The sequence below is a fragment of the Bacillus sp. LJBV19 genome (assembly GCF_017797845.1).
In the GTDB taxonomy this organism is placed as follows: Bacteria; Bacillota; Bacilli; order Bacillales; family Bacillaceae; genus Bacillus; species Bacillus velezensis.
On sequence record NZ_CP072563.1, the window covers coordinates 1,159,679 to 1,183,758 of the forward strand.

Below are 24,080 nucleotides of genomic sequence, written 5' to 3' on the forward strand. Positions count from 1 at the left end.
TCATGAGCATATGCAAAGCATTGACGATTGCCGGATCAGATTCAGGAGGCGGTGCCGGTATACAGGCGGATCTCAAAACCTTTCAGGAGCTCGGCGTTTTCGGGATGTCAGCCATTACAGCGGTAACCGCCCAGAACACTTTGGGCGTTCACGGCATTTATCCGCTCACCCGGGAAGCGCTGGGCAGCCAGATTGACGCGGTGGCGGAAGATTTGCGGCCTGACGCTGTAAAAACGGGAATGCTGTGGAGCGCGGAAATGATTGCGGAAATTGCGGAAAAAACGGATCAGTACGGGCTTGATCATGTCATCACCGACCCCGTCATGATTGCCAAAGGAGGCGCTTCCCTGCTGCGTGAGGAATCTCAGGCCGCGTTAAAAGAGCTGTTAATTCCGCGCAGCTATGCGGTGACGCCGAATGTTCCGGAAGCTGAGGTATTGACGGGAATGGAAATCCGAACGTTTGAGGACCGGAAAAAAGCGGCCGAATGCCTTTGCAAGCTTGGTGCAAAGCATGTCATCATAAAAGGCGGACATCAGCCTGAACAGGGGAGAATCGTTGATTTATTATTTGACGGTTCGTCTTTTACCCAAATCAGCCACGCTTATATTGACACCAAACACACCCACGGAACAGGCTGCACGTTCGCAGCCGCGCTGACGGCGGAAACGGCAAAGGGGAAAAACATTCAGACCGCGTTTGAGACAGCCGTCAATTTTGTGCGGGAAGCCGTGGAACATACGCTCGGCATCGGAGAGGGACACGGCCCGACCAATCATTTTGCCTTTAAAAGGAACAGTCTGCAGACGAGATAAAAAAGAGACCGCTTCAACATCCGCGGTCTTTTTCCCATGCTTTCAATCTGGACAAGGTTATGATATGATAAAAATTAAGATCAGGTACTAAAACTATGTCTTTAAGACGATTACAGGAGGCTTTATACATATGAATTTCTCACTTGAAGGCCGCAACATCGTTGTGATGGGCGTTGCCAATAAACGCAGTATCGCATGGGGAATCGCCCGTTCGCTGCATGAAGCCGGAGCGCGCCTCATTTTCACTTACGCGGGAGAGCGCTTGGAAAAATCAGTTCATGACCTTGCGGCTACATTAGAAAGAAATGATTCCATCATCCTTCCGTGTGATGTGACAAATGACGCTGAGATCGAAACTTGCTTTGCGAGCATTAAAGAGCAGGTCGGCGTGATTCACGGCATCGCGCACTGCATCGCGTTCGCAAACAAAGAAGAGCTTGTCGGCGAATATTTAAATACGAACCGCGAAGGATTCCTGCTTGCGCATAACATCAGTTCTTACTCTCTGACAGCGGTCGCAAAAGCGGCGCGTCCGATTATGACTGAAGGCGGAAGCATCGTTACACTCACTTACCTCGGCGGAGAGCGCGTCGTTTCAAACTATAACGTAATGGGTGTGGCAAAAGCGTCTCTTGATGCGAGCGTCAGATATTTAGCCGCTGACTTAGGAAAAGAAAACATCCGCGTCAACAGCATTTCAGCAGGACCGATCCGTACGCTGTCTGCAAAAGGAATCAGTGATTTCAACTCTATCCTGAAAGAAATTGAAGAGCGCGCGCCGCTGCGCCGCACGACAACACCTGAAGAAGTGGGCGACACGGCTGCATTCTTGTTCAGTGACCTGTCAAGAGGCATCACGGGCGAAAATCTTCACGTTGATTCAGGATTCCATATTACCGCTCGTTAAATAACAAGCAGTCCCTTTCAGGGATTGCTTTTTTCTTTCTTCTGATTTTAATCATTCCGTCATATAAATAAAACATGACAGAATCGGAGGGATGAAGATGTCAAAACAAAACAGAAACGCGGAAAAAAAACCGCTCATGTATATTGTTCAGGCGGATTATTCAGACACGCAATCATCAATGCAGGACATATTAATCAAAAAAAGGAAAGCGCCTCAGCAGCCGGAAGAAGAGCCGATGCATGAAAAGCGGGAGGAAGAATGTAAAACTCAGCCTGAAGGAGCAGTGGCTGTCGAACCAGAAAAGCAAGTGCCTGAACAGCACAGCCGCGCAGAAGAAGCCGTTCAAGAAGTTCCGGCGCAAGCGGAGCAGGACACTGCCAAGCCTGACGCCGCTAAAAAAGAGCCTGATACCGCTGAAAAAGAGCCTGAAGCGGTTCACAATGCCGCCCCAGAGGAAAAGGTTCCGCCAAAGCGCGTGAAAAAGCCGATGAGCAGAATGTCCATTCTTGAAAAAATTGATTTCTTAACGAAGCTGCCGCATAATATGCCGCGGACCCTTTGTCTGATAGAAGCCAACGGGAAAACCTACAGAGGCGTAATCGTCGGCAGAAAAAATAATGCGATCTTCCTGCGGACGACAAGCAACGGAGCGCCGGCAGAACTCGCGATAGACGATATTACCTCGCTGCATCCGCTTGGATTTTAACCATACAAAAAGCTGCCTGAACTTTAATCCGGCAGCTTATTTTTATGCTTTTTGATTTAAGAATGTGTGCGGTTGATCAGTCTCGGGTTCAGGCAATTGATGGCGCAGAAGCTATGGAGATCGACTTCAACGCAATAGTTCGTTTTTTCTAAACGGAATACATCGCAGAGAGAGTCTTTATCTGTAAAATCAAGAATGTGCTTATGCTCGTCAAAAGCAATAAGCAGGCTTAATGTGGCACAGCCGTCACAGACCCTTTCAACTCTGAAAAAAACGGTGTTAAAACACGGACCGTTATCCAGCTCGCCGACATTTCCGAATGCGGTAAACGGTGATGATTTAGAAGTGAAAAGCACAAACGGCACTGTATCGCCTAATGAAAAACCCGGCGATAAAAGGTTGGAATAGCATCCGGCCGGGCAATCTTCCTCAACCGCATTTTGCAGGTCTTCAATATTTTCTACCGCTTCACGCACACAGTATGTTGTATGCTTGCTCATAATATCCCTCCTGACTTCACGTTTTATATACCGGATTAAACGATATCGGAGAGTCAGCCGCCCGGAAGTCCGGGCGGGCTGATGATTGCATCTGTAATAGAAGGTTGGAAGGGGATTCTTCTTTAGGAAAGATGCGAATCAATGACTATCCGTGATGCTTTTTCTCTTTGTGCGGCTCAGGCCGGTCAACAAGCTCCGGTGAAAGGCATTGAATGGCGCTGAAGCAGCTCAGATCAACTTCAATGCAAAAATCTGTTTTTTCTAAACCGAAGAAATCCGGGTCACAAGGATGGCAGACGCTGAGGGTGTCGCCGTGCACATCTACGGGGCGCAATACTGAAAGCGTTGCGCAGCAATCACAAACTCTTTCTGCCCGGAAGAAAATAGACTCGAAGCACTGGCTGTCATCCGCAAATCCTCCGACGTTCCCGAATGTGGAGAACAAACCGCCTTTTTTATCAAACAAGAGAAACGGGATGGTATCTTTACCGGTAACCGTCGGGCTTAACAGATTGGTATAGCATCCAGTCGGGCATTGTTCTTCAACAGCCTCTTGTTCTGCTAAAATCTTCTCGACTGCATCGCATACACAACTTTCATCTCGGCCATGGTGTTTTCCGCAGCTCATGGATTTCAGCTCCTTCTTTTAGGGTATTTGACTTTTGTCTTTAACAACATATGTACGCGAGCCTCACTTGGTGTGGGTGAACGTCTATATATTCATCATATGCGGAGAAAATAAGAAAAAGCAGAGCATTTTTAGCTCTGCTTTTTCTTTTTAGAGGATCAGGGTGATGACTAAGATGGCAACCAGTGTATTTGTCGCTGTTGAGATCAACACTGCGATATCGGCATCTACTGTTGTCACGTTTACGCCGCGGGAGTTTTCGATGAGCAGTTTTTGACGGTTGATTTGTTTGTTAGCTGTTAGCTGCAATAAGTCTTGTGCGACCAATTCAGCGATGACTCCGTCAGCGATTGAAGTGAGAGTGGCCGTTACGACTGCTGCATTAAGAGCTGTCATGACTGAAGCGACTGCCTGAACGTCTGTTGACGTTACGTTAATATCACAAGAGTCTCTGATAATAATCGCTTCTTCAGAAACTTGTTTGTTGAGATTCGCTTGAGCCAGGTCCTGGTCGATGAAGGCATTATCTTCGCCGAATCCGTTTCCGTTACAGCAAACACTGCATCTTCTGCCTTCTTTTTCTTCTTTTTCTTCTCGCGGATGTTCGCATTCAGGATCAAGTGCAACCCAAGAGTATGGTCTGCTTTCCATATCTATTCCTCCTTTTCTTTTACTAATATTAAATGAGCCGGCCCCTTACTTTGACTCAGGCATCTATCCTGATAAAAATCACTATTTTTTAGTTATTGACCGGGATTTTGACGTCTTTGCCGGAGCTGTTCGATTAATTGTTCTCTGCGGGTTTGCGGATTTGTCTGCTGTTCTTGCGCTTTTTCCTGCTCTTTTTTCTGTTTCTGGCTTTCAAGAAAAGCTTCTGATTTCGCCTGCATGTCTTTGACTAATGCGATCAGCATTTCTTTTTCTTCATCAGGGATATCCCGCATTTTATCCTTTGTCACGCCGTGTTTTTTGAAGACATTGCTGACAAGCACTTTTAAAAGCGGATCCACTTCTGGTAGACTTTCGAGTTCTTTTTTTAATTTTTCGTTATCTGCCATTTGTTCTCACCTCTATTTAAATATTTGAAAAGAAAGGTTAAAGGATGTCTAGTTCAGCAAAAAGTATATTTAATAATTGAAACAAAGTTTGTACAAAGGCCATGATATCGTCTGCAGTCAGTGTGATTTTGACATTGCGGCTGTTAATGACTTGAATGAGGGTTCGCTTTTTTATTTGGCAATCATCGAGGATCAGCAGTTCGGTTGCCATTTGGTCGGCTGTGTCTTCATCTGCGATCGCGAGCTGTGTCGCAAGGATAATCGCCGCAGTAACTGAAGCTTGTATTGAAAGAGCGGCCGTTATAAGTGTTGTATCTATTGTGACATTTTCGCAATCAATCACTTCGATCTTCTGCTCGAATTCGTTGGATAATTGTTCGAATATTTGCGGCTGCAGTGTTTCGACTTTTTCTTCAAACGACATAACCTTCACTCCTTTCTCATTCATACTTTATATAATGCAAATGAAACGCCGAGCGGAATAAGAAAAACAACTAAATCGCACCTATTTTTTTATCGGACAAGGTGCGATTCATGAAGATCAGGGTTTTCGCATATGTATAAAGAGGTCAAGTTTTGAAAAGGAGTGAACAGGTGGTTATCAATTGGCTTTCATTTATTCTGTTATCGTTTGCCGTTTTCCGGCTGGCCAGGCTTTTCGTATTTGACACCATTATGGCGCCGCTTCGGAGCCTTTTTCACGAGGAAAAAACAGAAACCGCACCAGACGGCACGACAGAAACCTACATTGTCATAAAAGGAAAAGGCATCAGGGCATTTATCGGTGAACTTCTCAGCTGCTACTGGTGTACGGGCGTGTGGTGCGCCGCCTTTTTAATTGCGGCCCAGATTGTGGTACCCGAGGCTGCGCAATGGCTGATTTTGCTGTTAGCCATCGCCGGCGCGGCCGGGATCATTGAAGCTGCGGTTTCTCGTCTTCTGCAGGAATAAGGCGGTTCCACCAGCAACTTACCGTCACTTTCGGCATAAACTGGCATATATGACATAAGGAAAGGAAGGATCACCATGAATCAATCAAGCAAACCTTCCCAACATTCTCCATACAAGTCAACTGTGCATCAGCCTTACGAAAAAAAAATTAAGAAAAAAGGCTGCGGCTGCGGCCAAAAGAAAAAACCGAAATAGCCGTTTTCTAAAAAACCGGAACTTCCGGTTTTTTTGTTTTTTGCCGAACGCCGGCCTCTGTTCGGCATAGATCATAGAAGGAGGGGATGTTATGAATATATTTGAATCATTCATAAACGGTAAATACCGCCGGCACAATCAAAACCAGCGGGAGCATGACAAATATATCTTATCTATTGAAAAACAGCTGTCTGAGTTTGATGAAGCGGGATCGCGCTTTGAGGAATGGATAGATGTGTTTGCCGCCGAAACAGAAGCAAAACTGAAGAAAAATGAGCATTCTCACTAAAATGAATGAAATCCGCACCGGCCCTATGCATTTATCCAAGCCAAACAAGTCGGCTCACATAGAGTATAGAGAGTAAAGGAGGTGCTTAGATATGGGATTCGGATATGGCGGATTCGGCGGCGGCTACGGCGGTTATGGCGGCTGCGGCGGATACGGAGGCGGCTATGTCGGAGGCGGATACGGCTCAACATTTGTTCTTGTTGTCGTATTGTTCATCCTTCTGATCATTGTCGGTGCATCCTTTTTTGGCTAAACCTTAGCAAGACCTTGGATAAGCGCGGGACCGTTCAGTCCCGTGCTTCCCTGATGTATGAAGGAGTATAGAGACGGGGCACTTGGAATTTTTTCCTTGTCTTACGGGCACATGTTCCGCTCTTTATTCATACAATATCGTATTACTCCACAAAAGGAGGCACACCATGGATAATCAATTTTTCAAAAATATTGAGAAGAAAACAGGCGTCAGCATGAAGGATGTCATGAACCTTGCAGGATCATTGCAAAATGCCAATTTCAAAGATGAAAACACGGTGAGAGGCGTCATTCAGAAGGTGTCCCAGCTGGCTAACAAGCGTGTTCCGAAAGAATTGGAAGACAAAATCGTTCAATCTATTACAAGCGGTAAAGAGAAACTTGATTTTGGCACCATTTCTAAAATGCTGAACAATAAATAGGCATCAGCCGGCCTTGCTAAAAAGGCCTTTTTATGTGAGAAGAACCCGGCAGCGATCTGCCGGGTTCTTTATATCCTGAGTGCGCTCCGTCTGTCCGTCCGAAGAAGGGGCTCGAGAAATCTTGAGCTGCGCGCTGTTTTTCCCCGCCTGTACGCGGGACAAGATACATATAAATGCTGCATGGCCCTTGTCATTGCGACATACAGAAGCCGTCTTTCTTCTTCGAGCGGAGCGGGATCGCCCTGTCTCGCCGTCTCAAGCGCGAAGTCATGGGGGATCGAGCCGTCAGCCGCGCCTAAAATATAGACCGTATTGAATTCAAGACCTTTAGAGCGGTGAATGGTCAGCAGTTCGACGCCGTTTTCATCGGTTTTCAGATTCTCAGCGGCGCGCATATGATCGACATGCGCAAGAAAATCGGGAATCGTTTTGAATTTTTTGGCGGCCACTTTGACATCCCTGAGATCATCAGAGCCTTTTTCCAGTTTGTTCCCCTCATTGCCCCGTTTTTTTAAATACTCGGAAAAACCCATTTTGCTTTCTGCAAAGGTGATGGCTTCAACCGGCTTCATTGTCCGGATGCTTGCGAAAAACGGAACGATCTGCTTGATCTTCCCTATTTGAAAAGGCTTCAGGTCAGGCAGTTTCGTCAGTGCCTTAATCATCGTGCAATCTTCCGTGATTGACAGCGCCTTTAACGTTTGCAGGGCGGATTGCTTTAAAAATAAGGCGGGCAGCAGGTCTTTCACCGCATCCGGATCATCTTCATTCTGACTCGCATATAAGTAGGCGAGGATCTGGCGTACGATTCTGCGGCTGTAGAACGTCTGCACACCCCTGTCGGCATGATAAGGAATCGATGATTGGTGCAGTCTTTCATAAATGGCCCGTCCGGCGCTGTTTGTCCGGTAAAGCACGGCAAAATCGTCAGGACTCGCCCCGTTTTGAATTTTCTCTTTCATATCCGAAACGATCATGGTCGCTTCTTCTTCTTCATCGTAAGGATAAAACAGCACGGGATTGTGAACGCCGTCTTTGACGGCAGAAAGTGTTTTTTCATACCGTTTTTTATTTTTCTTTACGACGGCATGAGCGCTTGAGACGATCGGATGCGGCGATCGGTAATTTGCCGTTAAATAAATGGTCTTTGCTGCCGGATAATCCTTTTGAAAATCTAAAATGAAAGACGGGCTGCTGCCGCGGAATGCATAAATGGATTGGTCGTCATCACCCACGCAGCACAGGTTATTCTCAGGGCTTGCGATCATTTGCATAATGTTGTACTGGACAGGATTGATATCTTGAAACTCATCAATCAAAATATGAGAAAATCTGTTTTGGTACTGTGCGAGAATATCAGGCCGGCTTTGAAACAGTTCATAACAGCCTTGGGCCATGTCATCAAAATCAAATTGCCGTTTTTCCCGCTTTTGCCGTTCGTAATGTTCGTAGAGCCTGTACACTTTTTTCTCCCAGTCGTCCGCAAGCGGAATGGTCTCATGGGGGAGATACGTGTTTTTCCAGCAGCCGATAAGCTGAAGCGCCTGGTCGACGGGAAACTCTTTTTCATCCAAATTTTCTTCATAGAGCGCCTTTTTCACATATTGCTCTTTTTGCCACTCCATTTTTAAAAGCTGGCTGCCGTTCCATTTTGAAGAATCATAATGATAGAGTATTTTATAGAAAAAGCTGTGGAATGTTCCGGTCACGAGACGGGAGACTTTTCCGGCTGCCAGACCGTACTCATTTGCCATTCGCTCTTTCATTTCGGCGACGGCTTTTGTCGTAAAGGTCACAAGCAGCATATTCTCAGGTGAAATGCCGAGGTGTTCAATCATATGGGCGGCGCGTGCTGTCAGCACCCTTGTTTTTCCGCTTCCCGCTCCGGCAAGCACTAACAAAGGCCCGTCCGTTTCAGTAACTGCCTTCATCTGTTCACGGTTCAGGCCGATGCCGGGGAACAAAGATATGTCAGCCGCCTCTGATGTTGGTGAAAACGGTTCGGCCGCAGGCACTTTTTTCGGGCTTTTCCATTCTGAGACGATCGGTTTCTGATTCTCTGAAATCGCTTTTCCTTTCGGCAGGCGGAACATGCCGGCTTCCTTATACTCTTCTTTTTCTTTCTCCGCTTGCGGTTCCTCGGCCGCGCATGCTTTTTCACAGGCGGTGAAGTCTCCCTTTTGCCGGTGATAAAATGCCGGCTGCTCTAAAATCGAAAGCCGCATCAAGACGGGATGCTCACAATGTGCGCAAAAAATATTTCCTTTCTGAGCTTCTTCAAAAAGGAATTGGTAATGTTCTCTAGAATATTTATGTAAATGTATCGTTCGGTTACTCAGTCGGGCGCATTTCAAAAAGGGGTCCTCCCATTAAAAGGTGTTCATCCATTTGATAGACAAAGAATATCATAACAAAAGAACCGCGTTTCAAAAAGTAAGATTAAGGGAAATGAAAAGCGAAGGGGAGGGGTACATATGATTTATGCGGGACGGATTCAAAACCAGCAGTATTCTCAATACGCAAACCGGGCAGCGGGTTATAAGCCTGATTACGCCGGCATTACGAAAGCAGCCGCCCTCGCCAATGACAGGGTGTACAGAGAGGTGGAACGCCGCCAGGAAAACACCGCAGCCGCAGAAAAGAAAGTACTTGAGGAAAAACGTAAGCGCTCTCTTTCCCGTCTGCCGCAAATCATGGGAAAAGGCCGGTTAATAAATCAATACGTGTGAAAAAGCCCGGATATATCCGGGTTTTTTTGAGTCGTATATATGAAAGATGCGGAAAGGAATGATCCAATTTGAGAAAGCTTTCATTATTAATTGCGGGGTTATTTCTATTCGGCTTCTTTACTGCCGGAATGAAACCGGCAGACGCGGCGGAGGGCTCCGCAGCAAAAGATGTCACTCTCACACAGCTGGCGCCGCATGTTTGGATGCATACAAGCACCGGTACGGCAGACGGAAGTCCCGTCCCTGCGAACGGATTGCTTCTTGAGACTTCCAAAGGAATCGTACTGATTGATACTCCGTGGAATGACAGTCTCACAGAGCAATTAATGACACAAATAAAAAAGCGGTTTCCAGGAAAAAGGATGACCGATGCCATTGTGACACACGCCCATGATGATCGTATCGGCGGTCTGAACACCCTGTACAAATACGGTGTAAAGGTGCACAGCACGAAACTGACCGCCGACTTCGCCCGACAGCAGGGATATGACCGGCCGCTCGGAGATTTGAAAAACGTGACAAAGCTGCAGTTTGGCGATATGAAAATTGAAACGTTTTATCCGGGAAAAGGGCATACGGAAGACAATATGACCGTCTGGATGCCTGAGGATAAGCTCTTATTCGGCGGATGCTTAATCAAGGCTTTAGAAACAAAGGAAATCGTGCCTACTCCGGGCTTTTATCCGGATCAGTGGCCGCGCGCCGTCCGCAAAGTCATGAAAAGATATCAGGACATCAGCATTGTCGTTCCGGGCCATGGCAGTCCGGGGGATGACCGTCTGCTGCCGCATACGATAAGCCTTCTGAAAGAAACGTAATAAAGAAGACCGGCGCTCCCATTACGGAGTGCCGGCTTTTTTTATTTCTTCCTGATTTTCATAAAACTGAGGAAAGCAAGTGCAAGCGCCAAAACGGTATATCCCGCTATCGGCCAAATATGCTGATGAAAGGAAGAATAATCTCCGGATATGACTTCCTGGGCCAGCTCGATCGAGTGAATAAACGGTAAGGCATAAGCGATATGTTTGAATGTGTCACCGAGCAGGCTCACCTCCATCCAAGCCCCGCCCAGAAATTGCACGAGTGTAATATAAATCGTTCCGATACCTGAAATTTGTTTGTCCGTAAACACAGCCCCTAAACATAAACCGAAGAAAACGGACATCATCGCAATCGGCAGCAAGACAGCGATACCTGCGAGAAGATTCATCCACTCGGCGGATAAACCGGCAGCTGCTGCTGCGATAAAACAAATGACGATTTGTAAAATGGCTAACGGCAGCATCGGCATTGCATAACCGATGACATAATCGGCTGTTTTTAAAGGGGAAGCAAACAAACGGGTCAAAAGGGCGGTCTGTTTGTCTTTTGCGATCAGCAATGCAGAGAACATTGTAAGGAAAGCGAAACCGAAAACAATGAGTCCGGGTGCTAAGTGCTGAATTTTAAAGGTATCAAGCGGCGCATTTTTTTCAATCGCCGTAAACAGAAACAATAGAATAACAGGCAGTGCGATTCCAAGGATAATAGACAGGGGGTCACGAAAAATTTCTTTGCGGTTGCGAATGGCGAAATCAAGCATAAAGACCCGCCTCCCCGTCACAAATCGCTAAAAAGGCATCTTCAAATGTAGCTGAATGAGTTTGCTTTTTCAGAGCCTCCGCCGTGCCCAGTGCTTTTAAAGTCCCATTTTCTAAAATGCAAATACGATCTGCCAGGGCTTCAGCCTCTTCTAAATAGTGTGTCGTTAATATAATCGTCATGTCTCCCTTTAATGCCTCAAGATTTTTCCACAACTCGCGGCGTGAACGGACGTCCAGCCCTAATGTCGGTTCATCTAAGAAATAAATATCCGGCTTGGTGATCATTCCCATTGCGATGCTGAGGCGGCGCTGCATTCCTCCTGATAATGTTTTTGTTTTTGCTCTTTCTTTCTCTTTTAATTGAAACAATTCGAGCATCTCATCCGTTCTTTTTTTTGCTTCTTTTTTCGGAATTCCGTAGACTCCGGCTATAAACTCTAAGTTTTCCCGTACGGTTAGATGAGGAGCGATGGCTGTTTCCTGCGGGGACATATTCAATTTCGGTTTTATTTTATCCAAATCAGTCAAAATACTGTGTCCAAGCACTGATGCATCACCCTCATCCGGAGAAAGAAGTCCGCAAAGCATACTGATTAATGTCGTTTTTCCGGCTCCGTTCTCACCGAGTAAAGCGAAAAATTCCCCTTTCTCAACTGAGAACTTAAGACGGTCAACGGCGGCGGTTTCTTTATAATGTTTCGTTAATTGCTTCAGCTCAATCGCATGCATTTACTCATCCTCGCTATCTTCATCGATTTGCTTAGCGTTTAAAATATCTTTTGCAAACTCGAAAAAGAGTTCTTGTTTAACAAGTGCGATACCTTGCTGGTCATCCCCAAGCATAAGCAGAGAATCCCCCGGATTTATATCGAAAACATCTCTTGCTTCTTTAGGAATGACAATCTGTCCTTTTGTGCCCACTTTAACAGTCCCGAATATGTGTTTTCCTTTTGGTGCCGTCATGTTTATCCCTCCGAAATATGAATTGTATTTTTTGTATGAATTGTAATACTTCGTATACTAAACATACATTAACCTTCCATAAAATTCAATAAAATTCATGAAATAGTATTATTTTCATAAAAAAAGCACTCCTGCCATATCAACAGGAGTGCTTTTGATTTTATCGTTTGTGTTCCTTTACCATTTCCAGATGGGGGATGCCCGCATCGAGAAATTCTTCGCCGGATGTGACGCGGTATCCTTGTTTTTCGTAAAACGGAACCGCCTGCGTCTGCGCATGTAAGAGAAAGCTGTCGGCGCCCTTGACTGCCGCCGCTTTTTCAAGCGCCTGCATAATGACGGCTCCGACGCCTAAAGAACGATGGCTTTTCATCACGCAGATGCGTTCTAATTTTCCATGCCCGTCTTTTATGCGCCATCTGCCGGCTCCGACCGGCTGGCCGCCGTCATATATGACTATATGTTCTGACGTGTCCTCGAATTGATCAATCTCTTCTTCTTCCGGAACGTGCTGTTCTTTAACAAAGACCTCTTTTCTGACGAAAAAAGCGTCATTTAGCTGTTTTTCAGTTTTTGCGATGATGGATTCCAAGCAGTTATTCTCCTCCGCCTAATAAAAATGTTTCGTACACAGTCCATGAGCCGTTATCCAGCTGATAGAGCAGGTGAAAACGGTCGATGACTTCTTCGTGGGAAATGTCCTGCATTTTCAGCTGTCCGAGTACGTCGGAATGTTCATCTGACGACAGCTTCTGGCCGACCGTGACATGCGGAACGAAGCTGTATTCCGGCTCGCCGGATAATGCTCCTGAGTAGCATTTCTCACTCAGAGATTTTAATTCCTCCGTCGGTTCTGCTTTCATATATATCACATTATTCACAGGAGAAAACGAGCTGTATTTTGTGATTTTCAGAACGAGCGGATGCGACTCTTTCGCCGTCTTTCTCAGCTGTGATACGACCTGCTCGATTTCCTGTTCTGTCGCTTCAAACGGATCTCTTACCGTCAGATGCGGCGGAATGAGCGCATAGCTCGGGTCGTAGCGTTTCCGGTACGAATTTGCGAGATCCTGTAATTTTTTTGATGGAAATAAAACAATACCGTATTTCATGAAAGTTCCCTCCTTAAATGAATGGTTACAGCATTTTTTTCAGCGCCGGCGTGATGAGCGGCTGCCAGTAGGTCCATTTATGATCCCCGTCGAAGGTTTCATACGTGTATTCGGACTGTTTGCTTTCCAGCAGCTGTTTGAGCTCTTCGTTCGGCGCGGTGAAATCAAGAACCTGGCCGTCCGTCGTGTGAACGCCGGTTTCTTTTTCTCCGATTTGATGATAAACGGAAATCTGTTTGAGATCCTCCGACTGCCGGACGGCATCCAGCACGTGCCCGTCAACATACGGAGACTGCATGATGACGTTTCCAAACATGTTCGGATAGTCAATCGCCGTCATGAGCGAAACGGTTCCGCCGAGGGAATCCCCGATCATGGTGCGGCCGTATCCGACTTGATAAGTCGGGTATTCTTTGTCGATAAAAGGAACGAGCTCATTTGCGATAAACCGCTTATATGAGGCGAACTTAGAGCCTTCTGGATGGTATGTGTTTCTTCGCTCCCGCACATTTTTATAAGGGACGCCGATAATGATGCAGCGGTCAATTTCCCCTTTTGACATAAGCTCTTCCGCCTGCCGCCCGATTCTCCCTAATCTGAAATAATCATGGCCGTCCTGAGCGATGACCGTATGATATTTATACAGGGGGGAGAAGGTGGCGGGCAGGTAGACCAAAACGGTCATTTCCTCTTCAAGCTCATGGGAGAAAAGTTTTTTCTCATGAATGATTCCGTTTTTCGATGCCACTTCGCATTCCTCCAGGCCGCTTCTTGTCTTGATGGTTTTTTCCTATTGTACCATGAATTATTAGAAATTTCTTTCTTCAGATGCACTTCTTGCGAGAGTTCAGATAAATAAAAAGTTGTTGAAATCCATTTTATTGTGCGTTAATATAGAACAATCAGAAAATACAAAACAATATTCTTATCACGAGAGGTGGAGGGACTGGCCCTTTGAAACCTCAGCAACCGGTTTGCTTTGCCGCGGGAAGGCAAAGTGCCAAGGTGCTAAATCCAGCAAGCGATTCACATGCTTGGAAGATAAGAGGAAGAGAAAAGCTCCTTCTTCTTATGAAGAGGGGGCTTTTTTATTTTTGAAAAAGGATGGTGCTTACTGATGACGCAGCATGTTGATACAAAATTAGCCCAAATCGGAAATAGAAGCGAAGAAGCAACGGGAACGGTCAGTCCGCCGATTTATCTGTCCACCGCTTACCGCCATAGAGGAATAGGAGAATCTACAGGTTTTGATTACGTGCGCACGAAAAACCCGACACGCCAGCTCGTCGAAGACGCCATCGCCGTGTTGGAAAACGGTGCGAGAGGATTTGCCTTCAGCTCGGGAATGGCAGCCATTCAAACCATTATGGCTTTGTTTAAAAGCGGGGATGAATTGATTGTATCCTCCGATTTATACGGAGGCACGTATCGTTTGTTTGAAAACGAATGGAGAAAATACGGCTTAAGCTTTATTTACGATGATTTCAGCGATGAAGACTGTTTACGCTCCAAAATAACGGAAAACACAAAAGCGGTATTTGTTGAAACGCCGACAAACCCGTTAATGCAGGAGGCGGACATTGAAAAAATCGCCCGGATTACGAAAGAAGCCGGCCTGCTTTTAATTGTGGATAATACGTTTTATACCCCGGTGCTCCAGCGCCCGCTTGAACTGGGAGCGGACATCGTCATTCACAGCGCCACAAAATATTTAGCCGGGCACAATGATCTTCTTGCCGGTCTGGCTGTCGTTAAGGATGAAGAGCTCGGCGAGATCATGTTTAATCACCAAAATGCGATCGGCGCCGTTCTTTCGCCGTTTGATTCGTGGCTTTTAATGAGAGGGATGAAAACACTCGCACTCAGAATGCGCCGTCATGAAGAAAACGCCCGTGAACTTGCAGAATTTTTAGAACAGGAAGAAGAAATCGCCGACGTATTATATCCCGGAAAAGGCGGAATGCTGTCTTTCCGGCTGCAAAAAGAGGAGTGGGTCAATCCGTTTTTAAAGGCGCTGAAAACGATCTGTTTCGCAGAAAGTCTCGGCGGGGTGGAAAGCTTTATTACATATCCCGCGACGCAGACGCACATGGACATTCCGGAAGACATCCGTATCGCAAACGGCGTCTGCAACCGTCTGCTGCGTTTTTCAGTGGGCATTGAACATGCAGAAGATTTGAAGCGGGATGTCAAGCAGGCATTACAGCAAGTAAAAGAGGGGGCCGTATCATATGAGTAATCACAATTGGACGCTGGAAACCCAGCTTGTGCACAATCCATTTAAAACAGACGGAGCCACCGGAGCCGTCAGCGTGCCGATCCAGCATGCTTCCACATTCCATCAGTCTTCATTTGAAGAATTCGGGACATATGACTACAGCCGCTCAGGCACACCGACAAGAACAGCGCTTGAAGAAACGATCGCAGGTCTTGAAGGCGGAACGAGAGGTTTTGCTTTCAGCTCCGGTATGGCGGCGATTTCGACGGCATTTCTGCTCTTATCCCAAGGCGACCATGTCCTCGTCACGGAGGATGTGTACGGCGGAACATTCCGCATGGTGACTGAGGTTCTGTCCCGTTTCGGAATCGAACATACCTTTGTTGATATGACGGATATCAACGAAGTGGCGCGGAATATCCAGCCGAACACAAAGGTCATTTATATGGAAACACCGTCAAATCCGACACTTGGAATTACTGATATTAAAGCGGTTGTCCAGCTTGCAAAAGAAAACGGCTGTCTGACCTTTCTGGATAATACATTCATGACACCTGCACTGCAGCGTCCGCTTGATCTCGGCGTTGATATTGTGCTTCACAGCGCAACAAAATTCCTGAGCGGACACAGTGATGTGCTGTCAGGCCTTGCCGCCGTAAAAGATGAAGAGCTCGGCAATCAGCTGTATAAGCTGCAAAACTCGTTCGGCGCCGTCCTTGGCGCGCAAGATTGCTGGCTCGTGCTGCGCGGCTTAAAAACATTGCAGGTCAGACTGGAAAAAGCGAGCCGGACGGCTGAGCGGCTGGCTGCCTATTTTGACGGGCATCCCGCCGTCAAAAACGTTTACTATCCCGGCCTTGCCGGACACCCGGGAGCCGATACCCATAAACGTCAAGCGAGCGGAGCGGGCGCCGTCCTGTCTTTTGAATTGGAAAGCAAAGAAGCCGTCAAAAAGCTGGTCGAAAACGTATCGCTTCCGGTATTTGCCGTCAGCCTCGGCGCCGTCGAGTCCATTCTCTCATACCCTGCAGCCATGTCGCATGCCGCCATGCCGAAAGCAGAGAGGGAGAAACGCGGCATCACAGACGGCCTTCTGCGCCTGAGCGTCGGAGTCGAAAACGCCGAAGATTTAGAACGGGACTTCGAACAGGCATTGAAAAAAATAACCCCCGCCCAAGTGAGATCATAAACGAAAAGGGCGCCGTCAATTTTGTGACGCGCCCTTTTTTATTTTAGATAAAAAAAGTGTTGACGAATGAGAAATCAGGATATATAATTATAAATGTCAGAGAGAAAACAACATACCCAGCAACACATACATATCATGATTCCGTAGCTCAGCTGGGAGAGCGCTACCTTGACAGGGTAGAGGTCGCTGGTTCGAGCCCAGTCGGAATCATAGCCAAAACCCTTGCGTAGCAAGGGTTTTTTACTTTTTATTGAAACAGCTCTAGAGGCTTACATTATTCCAGTAAGAAGGGCAAGGATATGGTATTGATAGCTATTATGCACTGAAAACCAAAAAATTGGTCAGACGGTTCCTAATGAGTTCTTCAGATAGTAACTGTGGATCGAAAACAAAGTGAAACTTGGAGCGGTATTAAAGTAAAAGGTCCCTTGAATTTCAAGGGACCTAAAGTTTCAATCATCACTCTTATACCTTTGGGGGATCTTGTCTCTCCAGTCGAGTATAAGTTTTTTGAATTTTTCTGTTTCCATGGAGCTTCTATCGTTTTCATTTTCTGTATAAAGGTGTTCTATGACTGTTTGATCTTCTTTTATATATGCAATGGTTGTATTTAGTTGAATCTCATATTCTTCAGAAGAACCATCCAATACATCTTGAATCATTTTCAAGTATTCATCAGCTTCATCTACCGAAACAATGTCTTCAATGAAATCAGAAAAGTATTCTAACTCTGCGGGGAGAACTACTCGTAAGTACCCTAAACGGGCTCTTTTACATTCAAATGAATATTTCATAATAAAATCAATCATTCCCTTGGTTTTTTATATAAAGGATATGCAGTAGCTATTGAGCCATCTTTATTAATATACATCTCTACATCTAATACAGCCGATATGGTTTAGCGACTTTTTGTTCATCAGAGAGATGGGGAAAATCCCATAAAATGAGATTAGAAGAATATAAATTAAGTCCATTATTATGGTTTTTTTTATTACCCTCTTTTTCTGCAGTTTATACCACTTCAATTTATCTGTCATCAAAAATGCGGTCGAACGATTCAGTCCATGTTTGTTTTGAAGACATACGGCATTTACGGACTAAAAACGAAAGCGAAGCTAGAAGTGAAATTGAAATTATAAAAGAAGCCCTTCTTATAAGAGGGCTCTTTTTCTAACTATGTTGTTTTAAGGTGTTTTTTAATTTGTTCAGTGACTTGCTTAAGCCATTCTAATGGAGTTATATCATCTTCAGGAAAGTATATACCATCCGCTGCTTCCTCTATAAATTCATTCTTGTCTTCTTCTGAATAATCACTATTTACAAACTCAGTTAGTGCTATTAAATCTCTTTCTTTTAGTTTTTGTGATGCTTCATTTAAATATTCATCAAGTGCATTTTCCGGAGACTCTATATCTTGGTGAAAATGTCCACCGAGAAATCTAAATACAGGATCAGAAACTTTAATTTCAATCATTGCTTACCACCACCAAGAATCGTTATCTTCAAATATAAGAGGTGGTAAGTATATTATTCTATATAACTTTCTGCTATATCAATATCATTTGTCATTTCTAGGCCAGGGTATTTTTCATCTAATTTTCTTAAACAATCAATAAGTTCTTTACTTTGCAAACTTTCAGCTAAATCTTCAAATACCTCACTGACCCAATATAAATCTGCTTTTATTACAATTTTCTAGATAGCTGATTGTATTTTCTTCGTTTTCTGAGAGCACTTCAATTATTTCATCCCAACTTTTTTGAATGCCATAGTCATCATTAAGATTAAGTTTTTTTCTTTTAATTAATATATCTTTCATTTTTTTCTCTAAATTCATATTGATTCTCTTAACTAAAAAGGGCTAATATTTTCATATTGCTTTTCCTATTGTTACATCTCCATCATGGAAAAATTCAATAACATAACCAGATTCGCTGAACATGAAGGTATCTGAACCTACAGCAGTTACATCATCAATTACGTTTAAGGCGTTGTCTAAGCTGGTTTTTACAGCTGGATAATCACCGTAAGCCCAAAGGAGAATAACAGTTTTATTATCTATTTTATTCTCAACTAACCATTCATCAATATCTTCAGCGTAATCAATAGATCTGTGATAAGTTACTTCATCCCATTTAATTCTTCCCCATGATGTGAAGGGGAAACTTTCGCCAAGTTGCTCATGATATTTACGTGTCTCAGAAATAGTGAGGACTTCTTTGTTATCTCCAAGAGCTTCTAGACATTCTTCGTATAAGGTCATATTAACACTTCCTATTTATTTAAATGTTTTAAAAGGGATTTATAAGTATCTTCGTTTCCGTTAAAAGGTATATAATATTTCTTTGCCTTATCTCCTTTTCCATTTCTATAATCCTCAACATTTATATGAGGTCCCTTTTCGGGGTCATAATCTAATCTCCAAAGGACTTTATTATCTCCAGACATTCGGCCAGTAACTTTACCAAAGCCTGCGCTTTTAGATAAAGTACCTATAAAAGGTTTTGAATCTATTCCTAAATCACCAATTAGATTTAGCGCCTCATTTCTAGCTTGTTCATATGTGTCTACCTTTGGAAGCGCAACTTCTCTTGATTTTTTGGAAAGGCCTTTTTTAACTGTCTTGTTTTTTGATGACTTACCATTGATTGATTTAAAGAGTACACTATCTTTAGTGGAATCGGCTATTCTTTTTAGGAGTGGTGTATTCTTCACATTAATAGTATTCTCAGCATCTTGAAGGATTCCTTCTAATGCAGGAGTATACCGATTGACAGGAGATTTGTAAAACTGTTTTACAGACTTTCCGCCTTTTTTAATTTTGCCACCAGCTTTAGCAAGATCTTTTGAGCCTGTTGAGACAGAGGACTTTCCGCCTTTCAATAACAGAAGACTTCCGCCCAAGTAAGTAACATAGTGCATCCGTGTATATGCATCCCCGTGAATCATCTTTTTATCCCAATCATCCTTCAATGTGTCAACCATACTTTGAAAGACACCTAGATAGTCGTATTCCAGAACAGTATCCAGAACTTTTTGAGGGTCTTTGTTTAAGTTGTCAATTGTCCAACCGATATTCCGTCCGAGTTGAAGTGCTCCTTCACCGGTATCCTTGGCAAGATCGTATACACCAACAAGCAGACCTTTGGCGCCATCACCTATGATTTGCAATGCTTCTTTTCCGTTATCCATGAAAGCTTTACGCTGTTCCAGAAATGAAACAAATTCAAGCTGTTCAGGGGTGAGATTCTCATAGCCAACCTTTTTGGCGATTTCTAAGTATTCATCCGGGTCGGTTACACCATCAGCCAGCTTTTTCTTCAGATCCTTGATTTCACGCTCTTTCGCTTCTTCCTTTTTAATCGTCAAATAAGCATCCGAATGTCTTGCGATATCGCCTTTTTTCTTATGGATGTCGCTTTCACGGTACGCTTTGGCATTGTAGTGAAGCGGCGTGGCGCTTTTTCCTTTGCCCGTCGCGTTTTGAAGCTGTTGAAAGTCGGCTTGGATGAACTGTTCGTTTGCTTCGGTTTCTGCGTATTCTTTCGTTAGATCGTGATCAAGCTTGCCGAGCTTATGTATCGTTTCGCTTCTTTTTTTGTCAGCTGAAGAAAGCTTCTGATCCGTGCTTTCGGTTGAAAACAATTCGAGCGAGATGATGTCTTCGATCTCTCCGAGGATGGAGCGCATGTCCTTTTTCTGCTCTTCCATAATCGCCTTTGATTTACTGAGAGCGTGGGTGAGCTCGTGCTCCAGAAATGATTCCTCCACATGCGAATTGGAAAGTCCGGCGTCTTCGACCTTGCCGGGAAGGCTTGTGAGAAATGCGATTTTCATATCGATCAGATCAAGCCAGCTGTCTGTGACGCCGGCGTGGTCCTTGAAAAAAGCTTTGATGTTATTTGCGCCCCGGCCTGAGAAATCATTGTCACCAAAATCAGCCATACCTTGAAACGCTTTTTTTAGATTAACCATCTGGCCGCGCAGTTTTTTGTATTCACCCGCGCGCTGTTTGGCAGCGGCGAGGAGGGTGGTTGCTTCGAAAACTTTCATGACCATATCCTTTCATACGAAATACTTCAACAAGATATTATTATGGAAGAATAAAGAAAAATATTACTGAGTGATTCAAAGACAAAAATGGTAATTTGATTTGTGTCATTTTTCCTATTTTTGTTTTATAGTGAATTATTAAGTAGGAGGTAGGATTTTATCTAAGATCGTAATGAAAAAAATCGTTATTGAACATTTTTATTAGGAGTGCACTTAAGAGTAGAGTTTATTTTTGAAAATGTATAGACCTTGGTCTATACATCAACTATAATGAAATTATATCATAAGACTAATGTTAAGAAAAATGAATTCATATTCTTTATTGATGACTTGAAATTCTAAAGAGAAACAAACATTTTTTCTTCCAGATTAACAGTTATTGTAGCTCAAAAGATGAACGTGTCATATATTGACCTTATCGAATGAACTGTATTGAGAATTAATAAATGGGATGGGGAAAATATGGAGTACCATTTAAAGTGTCGTCAGGACGTTGAGGATTTTGTAGTAAGGGAAATCTTAAGTACTCCTGAAGTGGCAAAGATTTTAGATGTAAATAAGCAGCGAATGAGTAAACTAATTAAAGACGGAAGAATCGCGATGGTCAAAAAAGTAGGTACGTCAAGTTTATTTTTACGACAAGATGTTGAAAATTTAAAAAAAGAGCTTGAAGCTAACAAGAAATTTCGCCCGTTTGAGGTTAAATAAAAGTTATATGTTTAAGGTCTAATAATAATTGTAATGAATAGTCTATATATAGTTTCCACTAAAGGTGTGTTGTAAATTGATTACTTACGTAAAGCAGAATATTTTTGAAAGCCCAGCCCAAGTTTTGGTTAATACGGTAAACACTGTTGGGGTGATGGGGAAAGGGATAGCTAAACAATTTAAACAAATTTACCCCGAAATGTTTGAACAATATCAAATTTTTTGCGAAAATAAAGCCCTAGACATAGGTAAACTTTGGATATACAAATCTGATCATAAATGGATATTAAATTTTCCAACAAAAAAACATTGGCGTTCGCCATCGAAACTTGAATATATAGAAGCTGGATTGAAAAAGTTTGTTGCTACTTATGAAGAAAAGGGTATAACATCAATTTCATTTCCATTATTAGGATGCGGCAATGGAGGTCTTGATTGGGAAACACAAGTTCAACCACTTATGGAGCATTATTTAAGACCTTTGCCGATAGAGGTATATATTCATCTTACTGACAGTAAAAAGTCAAAACCTGAGCATAAAGAAATATTGGCTACAAAAAATTGGTTGAAGGCAATGCCAAAATTTTTAAGCTTCAATGAAGTCTGGGAAGACTTACAATACAGTATCAATTTTGAATCCAATCTAACAGTTAAAGGTGAGAACTGGCGAATTCACCTTGAGGAAATTAATGTAATTGATGAATTCGATCAGTTAGAAAAATCACCATGTATTCTTTTTGAAAATAATGATAATAGACATGTTCTTTCTCTATACCAACTTAAAGAACTATGGAGATTACTTAGAAAAGTTGGTTTTTGCACAAAAAAAGATTTACCTGAAGGTTTGCATGAATATGGTGGTTTAGTTTTAAATTTATTAAATAGATTGGATTATATAGAGCCAGTCGAAATTGCGTATAAGTTTAATGACGATGAAGATTTTGTAAATGGAATAAGAGTAGTACCTTACAAAATGAACACTGGTTTTCAAAATAAGGAGGGGGAAACCACAGTTGAACCAAGGGACAAAAAATAAATATGAATTTAAACAAGTAATAGATGAGTTAACTACAGGTAAATTAAAAACTGGTTTACCACCTCTCAAAATGACACGTTTTCCGAAATACGTTTATCATTTCACAGATTTATTGAACGCAAAAAACATCCTTACAGAAGGATATATTTATTGTCGCAATCAAGCATTAGAAAAAGGCATAATGAAAGTCGATAATGCAAGTAAGACAGTAATAGAAAATACATGGAAAGACCGTAAAAATTACGTTAGATTTTATTTCAGGCCTAAAACACCAACTCAGTATCGTAATGAAGGGATACGCTCACACAGCCAAATAAATCCCGACCTAAAAGCACATTGTCCAGTGCCAGTCTTTTTTCTTTTTGATAGTCTATCAATGCTCGCTATGGATAATTCTAGTTTTACATACGGTAATTTGGCCTCTGATTCGACTACTATTTATAACGACGCAGAATCTTTCAGAAAAATGCCATTTGAGTTTGTATATCATGAAGGTTACTACGATCCTATTAATGAATCTTATATTAAATATCATAAACATGCAGAGTTGATAATACCTAATAAATGTGATCTTAGGTTTTTGAAGAGAATTGTATGTAGAAGCCAAGCTGAGAAAGAAACCTTTATTAATCTTTTAGATGAGTCTACTAAACGGAATTTTAGAGATATAATAATAGTTGATCCTAAAAACTGGTTTTTTTATTCTGCGTGGACTTTCGTAGAATCAGTGAATCTTACTAAAGAAAAAGTAACTTTCACATTTAATGTTAACAAAGATGAACCGACATTCAATGCTAAATTAATTATGAAGGATCTTACATCAAACGGAATATATGAAACATGGTGTGATAAGATGTATCAATGTCCTGATGTAGGTCAATCTATTACATATTCGAAACCTTACAATCATTATTCTATCGTCTTTTATCTAGATGAACACTTGGTATATAAGGGTACATTTAACTCAATGGATTCAGGGCCTTTTTAATTTATTTTTATGTGGAGACAGTTGGGGACGAATTGGGGACCGACTTGTTCATTTTTAACCAAAACAGAAGATTTATTATCAGAAAGACTGGCCAGAAAACCTTATAAAATAAGGTTTCAAAATAAAACGTCTGTTCGTATCAGAAGATAATCACTACCTTGACAGGGTAGAGGTCGCTGGTTCGAGCCCAGTCGGAATCATAGCCAAAACCCTTGCGTAGCAAGGGTTTTTTAATTTCCCTTAATAAAGCCGGTTTATCAAATTCGCAAGTTGTTGGCGAACTTGATTTTTCGGCTCGAAATTTATGGTCCGTATCTCTTTTTAGGGTCAAAATTGTTGAAAAGTTCAGCTGGTGATGCCGTCAAGTAGATCCAAACCGCACTGTCGGTGTTGCATTTCTATCCGGATAAGAAAGCCAAAAACTTCGGTATCAATATAAAAAGACCCTCCATAAAATGGGGGCCTTTCAGTGTTTCTTTTAAATAGCCTCTTTTAGTTGTTCTATTACACTTTTCAACCATTCTATAGGCGGTAAGCCAATTGTCGGGAAATATATTTCTGCATTACACTTTATAATGTCTTCCTTTTCTTCTTTAGTTAGATCGCTATTTAGAAACTCTTCGCAATACTTTACTGTAAATAGCAAACCTTCTTTACTAATTTCCTCAATCAATTCGTCTAAGGCGTGTTCAGGGGATTGGATATCTTGATGAAATGTTGCACCTAAAAAATTTTCTAATTCATCTAAGAAATCATACCTTTCATCCATGATACTTCC

31 protein-coding genes, 1 tRNA gene, 1 pseudogene and 1 riboswitch are annotated in these 24,080 nt (G+C 43.0%); of the genes and pseudogenes, 15 read left to right on the top strand and 18 right to left on the bottom strand.

Annotated elements, in window-relative coordinates; translation table 11 throughout:
- Positions 1–2: 2 nt before the first annotated feature.
- The 3 genes from thiD (at position 3) to J6600_RS05900 (ending at position 2,428) form a co-directional block, all read left to right on the top strand.
- The gene (gene thiD / locus J6600_RS05890; protein ID WP_014417432.1) at positions 3–815 is read left to right on the top strand and encodes a bifunctional hydroxymethylpyrimidine kinase/phosphomethylpyrimidine kinase; all 813 of its coding nucleotides are present in this window, start codon (positions 3–5) and stop codon (positions 813–815) included.
- A gap of 130 nt (positions 816–945) precedes the next feature.
- Complete coding sequence (gene fabI / locus J6600_RS05895) at positions 946–1,722, top strand: enoyl-ACP reductase FabI (protein WP_003155001.1); 777 nt, start codon at positions 946–948, stop codon at positions 1,720–1,722.
- 97 nt (positions 1,723–1,819) lie between these two features.
- Positions 1,820–2,428, top strand: coding sequence for a CotO family spore coat protein (locus J6600_RS05900; protein ID WP_280879240.1), 609 nt, complete (start codon positions 1,820–1,822; stop codon positions 2,426–2,428).
- Between the two features lie 56 nt (positions 2,429–2,484).
- Here the strand turns inward: J6600_RS05900 and cotZ are convergent, their stop codons facing one another.
- The 5 genes from cotZ to J6600_RS05925 all read right to left on the bottom strand — a co-directional run bounded on the left by cotZ (position 2,485) and on the right by J6600_RS05925 (position 5,038).
- Positions 2,485–2,928: a spore coat protein CotZ gene (gene cotZ, locus J6600_RS05905; RefSeq protein ID WP_003154997.1), complete on the bottom strand. Its 444-nt coding sequence runs from the start codon at positions 2,926–2,928 to the stop codon at positions 2,485–2,487.
- A gap of 145 nt (positions 2,929–3,073) precedes the next feature.
- Complete coding sequence (locus J6600_RS05910) at positions 3,074–3,556, bottom strand: CotY/CotZ family spore coat protein (protein ID WP_003154995.1); 483 nt, start codon at positions 3,554–3,556, stop codon at positions 3,074–3,076.
- A 150-nt stretch (positions 3,557–3,706) separates the two neighbouring features.
- Positions 3,707–4,207, bottom strand: a complete 501-nt coding sequence (gene cotX / locus J6600_RS05915; protein ID WP_014417434.1) for a spore coat protein CotX — start codon at positions 4,205–4,207, stop codon at positions 3,707–3,709.
- Between the two features lie 92 nt (positions 4,208–4,299).
- Positions 4,300–4,614, bottom strand: a complete 315-nt coding sequence (locus J6600_RS05920; protein ID WP_014417435.1) for a hypothetical protein — start codon at positions 4,612–4,614, stop codon at positions 4,300–4,302.
- 37 nt (positions 4,615–4,651) lie between these two features.
- Complete coding sequence (locus J6600_RS05925) at positions 4,652–5,038, bottom strand: spore coat protein (protein WP_022553545.1); 387 nt, start codon at positions 5,036–5,038, stop codon at positions 4,652–4,654.
- 170 nt (positions 5,039–5,208) lie between these two features.
- Here J6600_RS05925 and J6600_RS05930 point away from each other — a divergent pair, with 170 nt between their 5' ends.
- The 4 genes from J6600_RS05930 (at position 5,209) to spoVIF (ending at position 6,723) form a co-directional block, all read left to right on the top strand.
- Positions 5,209–5,565, top strand: a complete 357-nt coding sequence (locus J6600_RS05930; protein WP_014417437.1) for a DUF1360 domain-containing protein — start codon at positions 5,209–5,211, stop codon at positions 5,563–5,565.
- Between the two features lie 286 nt (positions 5,566–5,851).
- Positions 5,852–6,049 (top strand): hypothetical protein, encoded by a 198-nt coding sequence (locus tag J6600_RS05935; protein ID WP_012117306.1) that lies wholly within the window; start codon positions 5,852–5,854, stop codon positions 6,047–6,049.
- Between the two features lie 91 nt (positions 6,050–6,140).
- Entirely contained in the window at positions 6,141–6,302 is a 162-nt protein-coding gene (locus J6600_RS05940; RefSeq protein WP_007610678.1) for a YjcZ family sporulation protein, read from the top strand.
- Positions 6,303–6,468: 166 nt separating this feature from the next.
- Positions 6,469–6,723, top strand: coding sequence for a sporulation-specific transcription regulator SpoVIF (gene spoVIF, locus J6600_RS05945; RefSeq protein ID WP_003154986.1), 255 nt, complete (start codon positions 6,469–6,471; stop codon positions 6,721–6,723).
- A gap of 68 nt (positions 6,724–6,791) precedes the next feature.
- Here spoVIF and J6600_RS05950 read toward each other — a convergent pair whose 3' ends face one another.
- Entirely contained in the window at positions 6,792–9,077 is a 2,286-nt protein-coding gene (locus J6600_RS05950; RefSeq protein WP_209388104.1) for an ATP-dependent helicase, read from the bottom strand.
- Positions 9,078–9,197: 120 nt separating this feature from the next.
- Here J6600_RS05950 and J6600_RS05955 point away from each other — a divergent pair, with 120 nt between their 5' ends.
- Both J6600_RS05955 and bla read left to right on the top strand, forming a co-directional pair.
- On the top strand, positions 9,198–9,452 hold the full coding sequence (locus J6600_RS05955) for a hypothetical protein (protein WP_014417440.1): 255 nt from the start codon (positions 9,198–9,200) through the stop codon (positions 9,450–9,452).
- 68 nt (positions 9,453–9,520) lie between these two features.
- Entirely contained in the window at positions 9,521–10,270 is a 750-nt protein-coding gene (gene bla / locus J6600_RS05960) for a subclass B1 metallo-beta-lactamase (RefSeq protein ID WP_209388105.1), read from the top strand.
- Between the two features lie 41 nt (positions 10,271–10,311).
- Here bla and J6600_RS05965 read toward each other — a convergent pair whose 3' ends face one another.
- From J6600_RS05965 to J6600_RS05990, 6 genes are all read right to left on the bottom strand, one after another.
- Complete coding sequence (locus tag J6600_RS05965) at positions 10,312–11,034, bottom strand: ABC transporter permease (RefSeq protein ID WP_022553543.1); 723 nt, start codon at positions 11,032–11,034, stop codon at positions 10,312–10,314.
- Positions 11,027–11,764 (bottom strand): ABC transporter ATP-binding protein, encoded by a 738-nt coding sequence (locus J6600_RS05970; RefSeq protein ID WP_209388106.1) that lies wholly within the window; start codon positions 11,762–11,764, stop codon positions 11,027–11,029. Before J6600_RS05970 ends, J6600_RS05965 begins: the two co-directional genes overlap by 8 nt.
- Entirely contained in the window at positions 11,765–11,998 is a 234-nt protein-coding gene (locus tag J6600_RS05975) for an AbrB/MazE/SpoVT family DNA-binding domain-containing protein (RefSeq protein WP_007409078.1), read from the bottom strand. It lies immediately after the preceding gene.
- Positions 11,999–12,158: 160 nt separating this feature from the next.
- Positions 12,159–12,590, bottom strand: coding sequence for a GNAT family N-acetyltransferase (locus J6600_RS05980; protein ID WP_209388107.1), 432 nt, complete (start codon positions 12,588–12,590; stop codon positions 12,159–12,161).
- Positions 12,591–12,594: 4 nt separating this feature from the next.
- Entirely contained in the window at positions 12,595–13,110 is a 516-nt protein-coding gene (locus tag J6600_RS05985; RefSeq protein ID WP_209388108.1) for a YjcG family protein, read from the bottom strand.
- Between the two features lie 25 nt (positions 13,111–13,135).
- On the bottom strand, positions 13,136–13,858 hold the full coding sequence (locus tag J6600_RS05990; RefSeq protein WP_007409075.1) for an esterase family protein: 723 nt from the start codon (positions 13,856–13,858) through the stop codon (positions 13,136–13,138).
- 174 nt (positions 13,859–14,032) lie between these two features.
- Positions 14,033–14,158, top strand: a riboswitch (SAM riboswitch).
- 69 nt (positions 14,159–14,227) lie between these two features.
- On the opposite strand from J6600_RS05990, the gene J6600_RS05995 reads away from it, so the two are divergent.
- The 3 genes from J6600_RS05995 to J6600_RS06005 all read left to right on the top strand — a co-directional run bounded on the left by J6600_RS05995 (position 14,228) and on the right by J6600_RS06005 (position 16,727).
- Entirely contained in the window at positions 14,228–15,349 is a 1,122-nt protein-coding gene (locus J6600_RS05995) for a methionine biosynthesis PLP-dependent protein (protein WP_021495000.1), read from the top strand.
- A complete protein-coding gene (gene metC, locus J6600_RS06000) occupies positions 15,342–16,517 on the top strand; it encodes a cystathionine beta-lyase (RefSeq protein WP_209388109.1) in 1,176 nt (391 codons plus the stop codon). Before J6600_RS05995 ends, metC begins: the two co-directional genes overlap by 8 nt.
- 137 nt (positions 16,518–16,654) lie before the next feature.
- Positions 16,655–16,727, top strand: a tRNA-Val gene (locus tag J6600_RS06005).
- Between the two features lie 242 nt (positions 16,728–16,969).
- Here J6600_RS06005 and J6600_RS06010 read toward each other — a convergent pair.
- From J6600_RS06010 to J6600_RS06030, 5 genes and pseudogenes are all read right to left on the bottom strand, one after another.
- Complete coding sequence (locus J6600_RS06010) at positions 16,970–17,326, bottom strand: tRNA-Val4 (RefSeq protein ID WP_095272963.1); 357 nt, start codon at positions 17,324–17,326, stop codon at positions 16,970–16,972.
- Between the two features lie 365 nt (positions 17,327–17,691).
- Positions 17,692–17,991, bottom strand: coding sequence for a contact-dependent growth inhibition system immunity protein (locus tag J6600_RS06015; RefSeq protein ID WP_095272961.1), 300 nt, complete (start codon positions 17,989–17,991; stop codon positions 17,692–17,694).
- Between the two features lie 53 nt (positions 17,992–18,044).
- Positions 18,045–18,354 (bottom strand): annotated as a pseudogene (locus J6600_RS06020) (hypothetical protein).
- A 33-nt stretch (positions 18,355–18,387) separates the two neighbouring features.
- On the bottom strand, positions 18,388–18,780 hold the full coding sequence (locus tag J6600_RS06025; protein ID WP_021494070.1) for a CDI toxin immunity protein: 393 nt from the start codon (positions 18,778–18,780) through the stop codon (positions 18,388–18,390).
- Positions 18,781–18,791: 11 nt separating this feature from the next.
- Positions 18,792–20,570, bottom strand: a complete 1,779-nt coding sequence (locus J6600_RS06030; RefSeq protein ID WP_209388110.1) for a T7SS effector LXG polymorphic toxin — start codon at positions 20,568–20,570, stop codon at positions 18,792–18,794.
- 462 nt (positions 20,571–21,032) lie between these two features.
- Between J6600_RS06030 and J6600_RS06035 the strand changes: the two genes are divergently transcribed.
- From J6600_RS06035 to J6600_RS06045, 3 genes are all read left to right on the top strand, one after another.
- Complete coding sequence (locus tag J6600_RS06035) at positions 21,033–21,278, top strand: helix-turn-helix domain-containing protein (RefSeq protein ID WP_095273419.1); 246 nt, start codon at positions 21,033–21,035, stop codon at positions 21,276–21,278.
- Between the two features lie 76 nt (positions 21,279–21,354).
- Positions 21,355–22,314: a macro domain-containing protein gene (locus J6600_RS06040; RefSeq protein WP_209388111.1), complete on the top strand. Its 960-nt coding sequence runs from the start codon at positions 21,355–21,357 to the stop codon at positions 22,312–22,314.
- Positions 22,292–23,302: a DarT ssDNA thymidine ADP-ribosyltransferase family protein gene (locus tag J6600_RS06045; protein ID WP_095273420.1), complete on the top strand. Its 1,011-nt coding sequence runs from the start codon at positions 22,292–22,294 to the stop codon at positions 23,300–23,302. The genes J6600_RS06040 and J6600_RS06045 overlap by 23 nt, the downstream gene beginning before the upstream one ends.
- Positions 23,303–23,780: 478 nt before the next feature.
- Here the strand turns inward: J6600_RS06045 and J6600_RS06050 are convergent, their stop codons facing one another.
- On the bottom strand, positions 23,781–24,071 hold the full coding sequence (locus tag J6600_RS06050) for a contact-dependent growth inhibition system immunity protein (protein ID WP_209388112.1): 291 nt from the start codon (positions 24,069–24,071) through the stop codon (positions 23,781–23,783).
- Positions 24,072–24,080 lie beyond the last annotated feature (9 nt).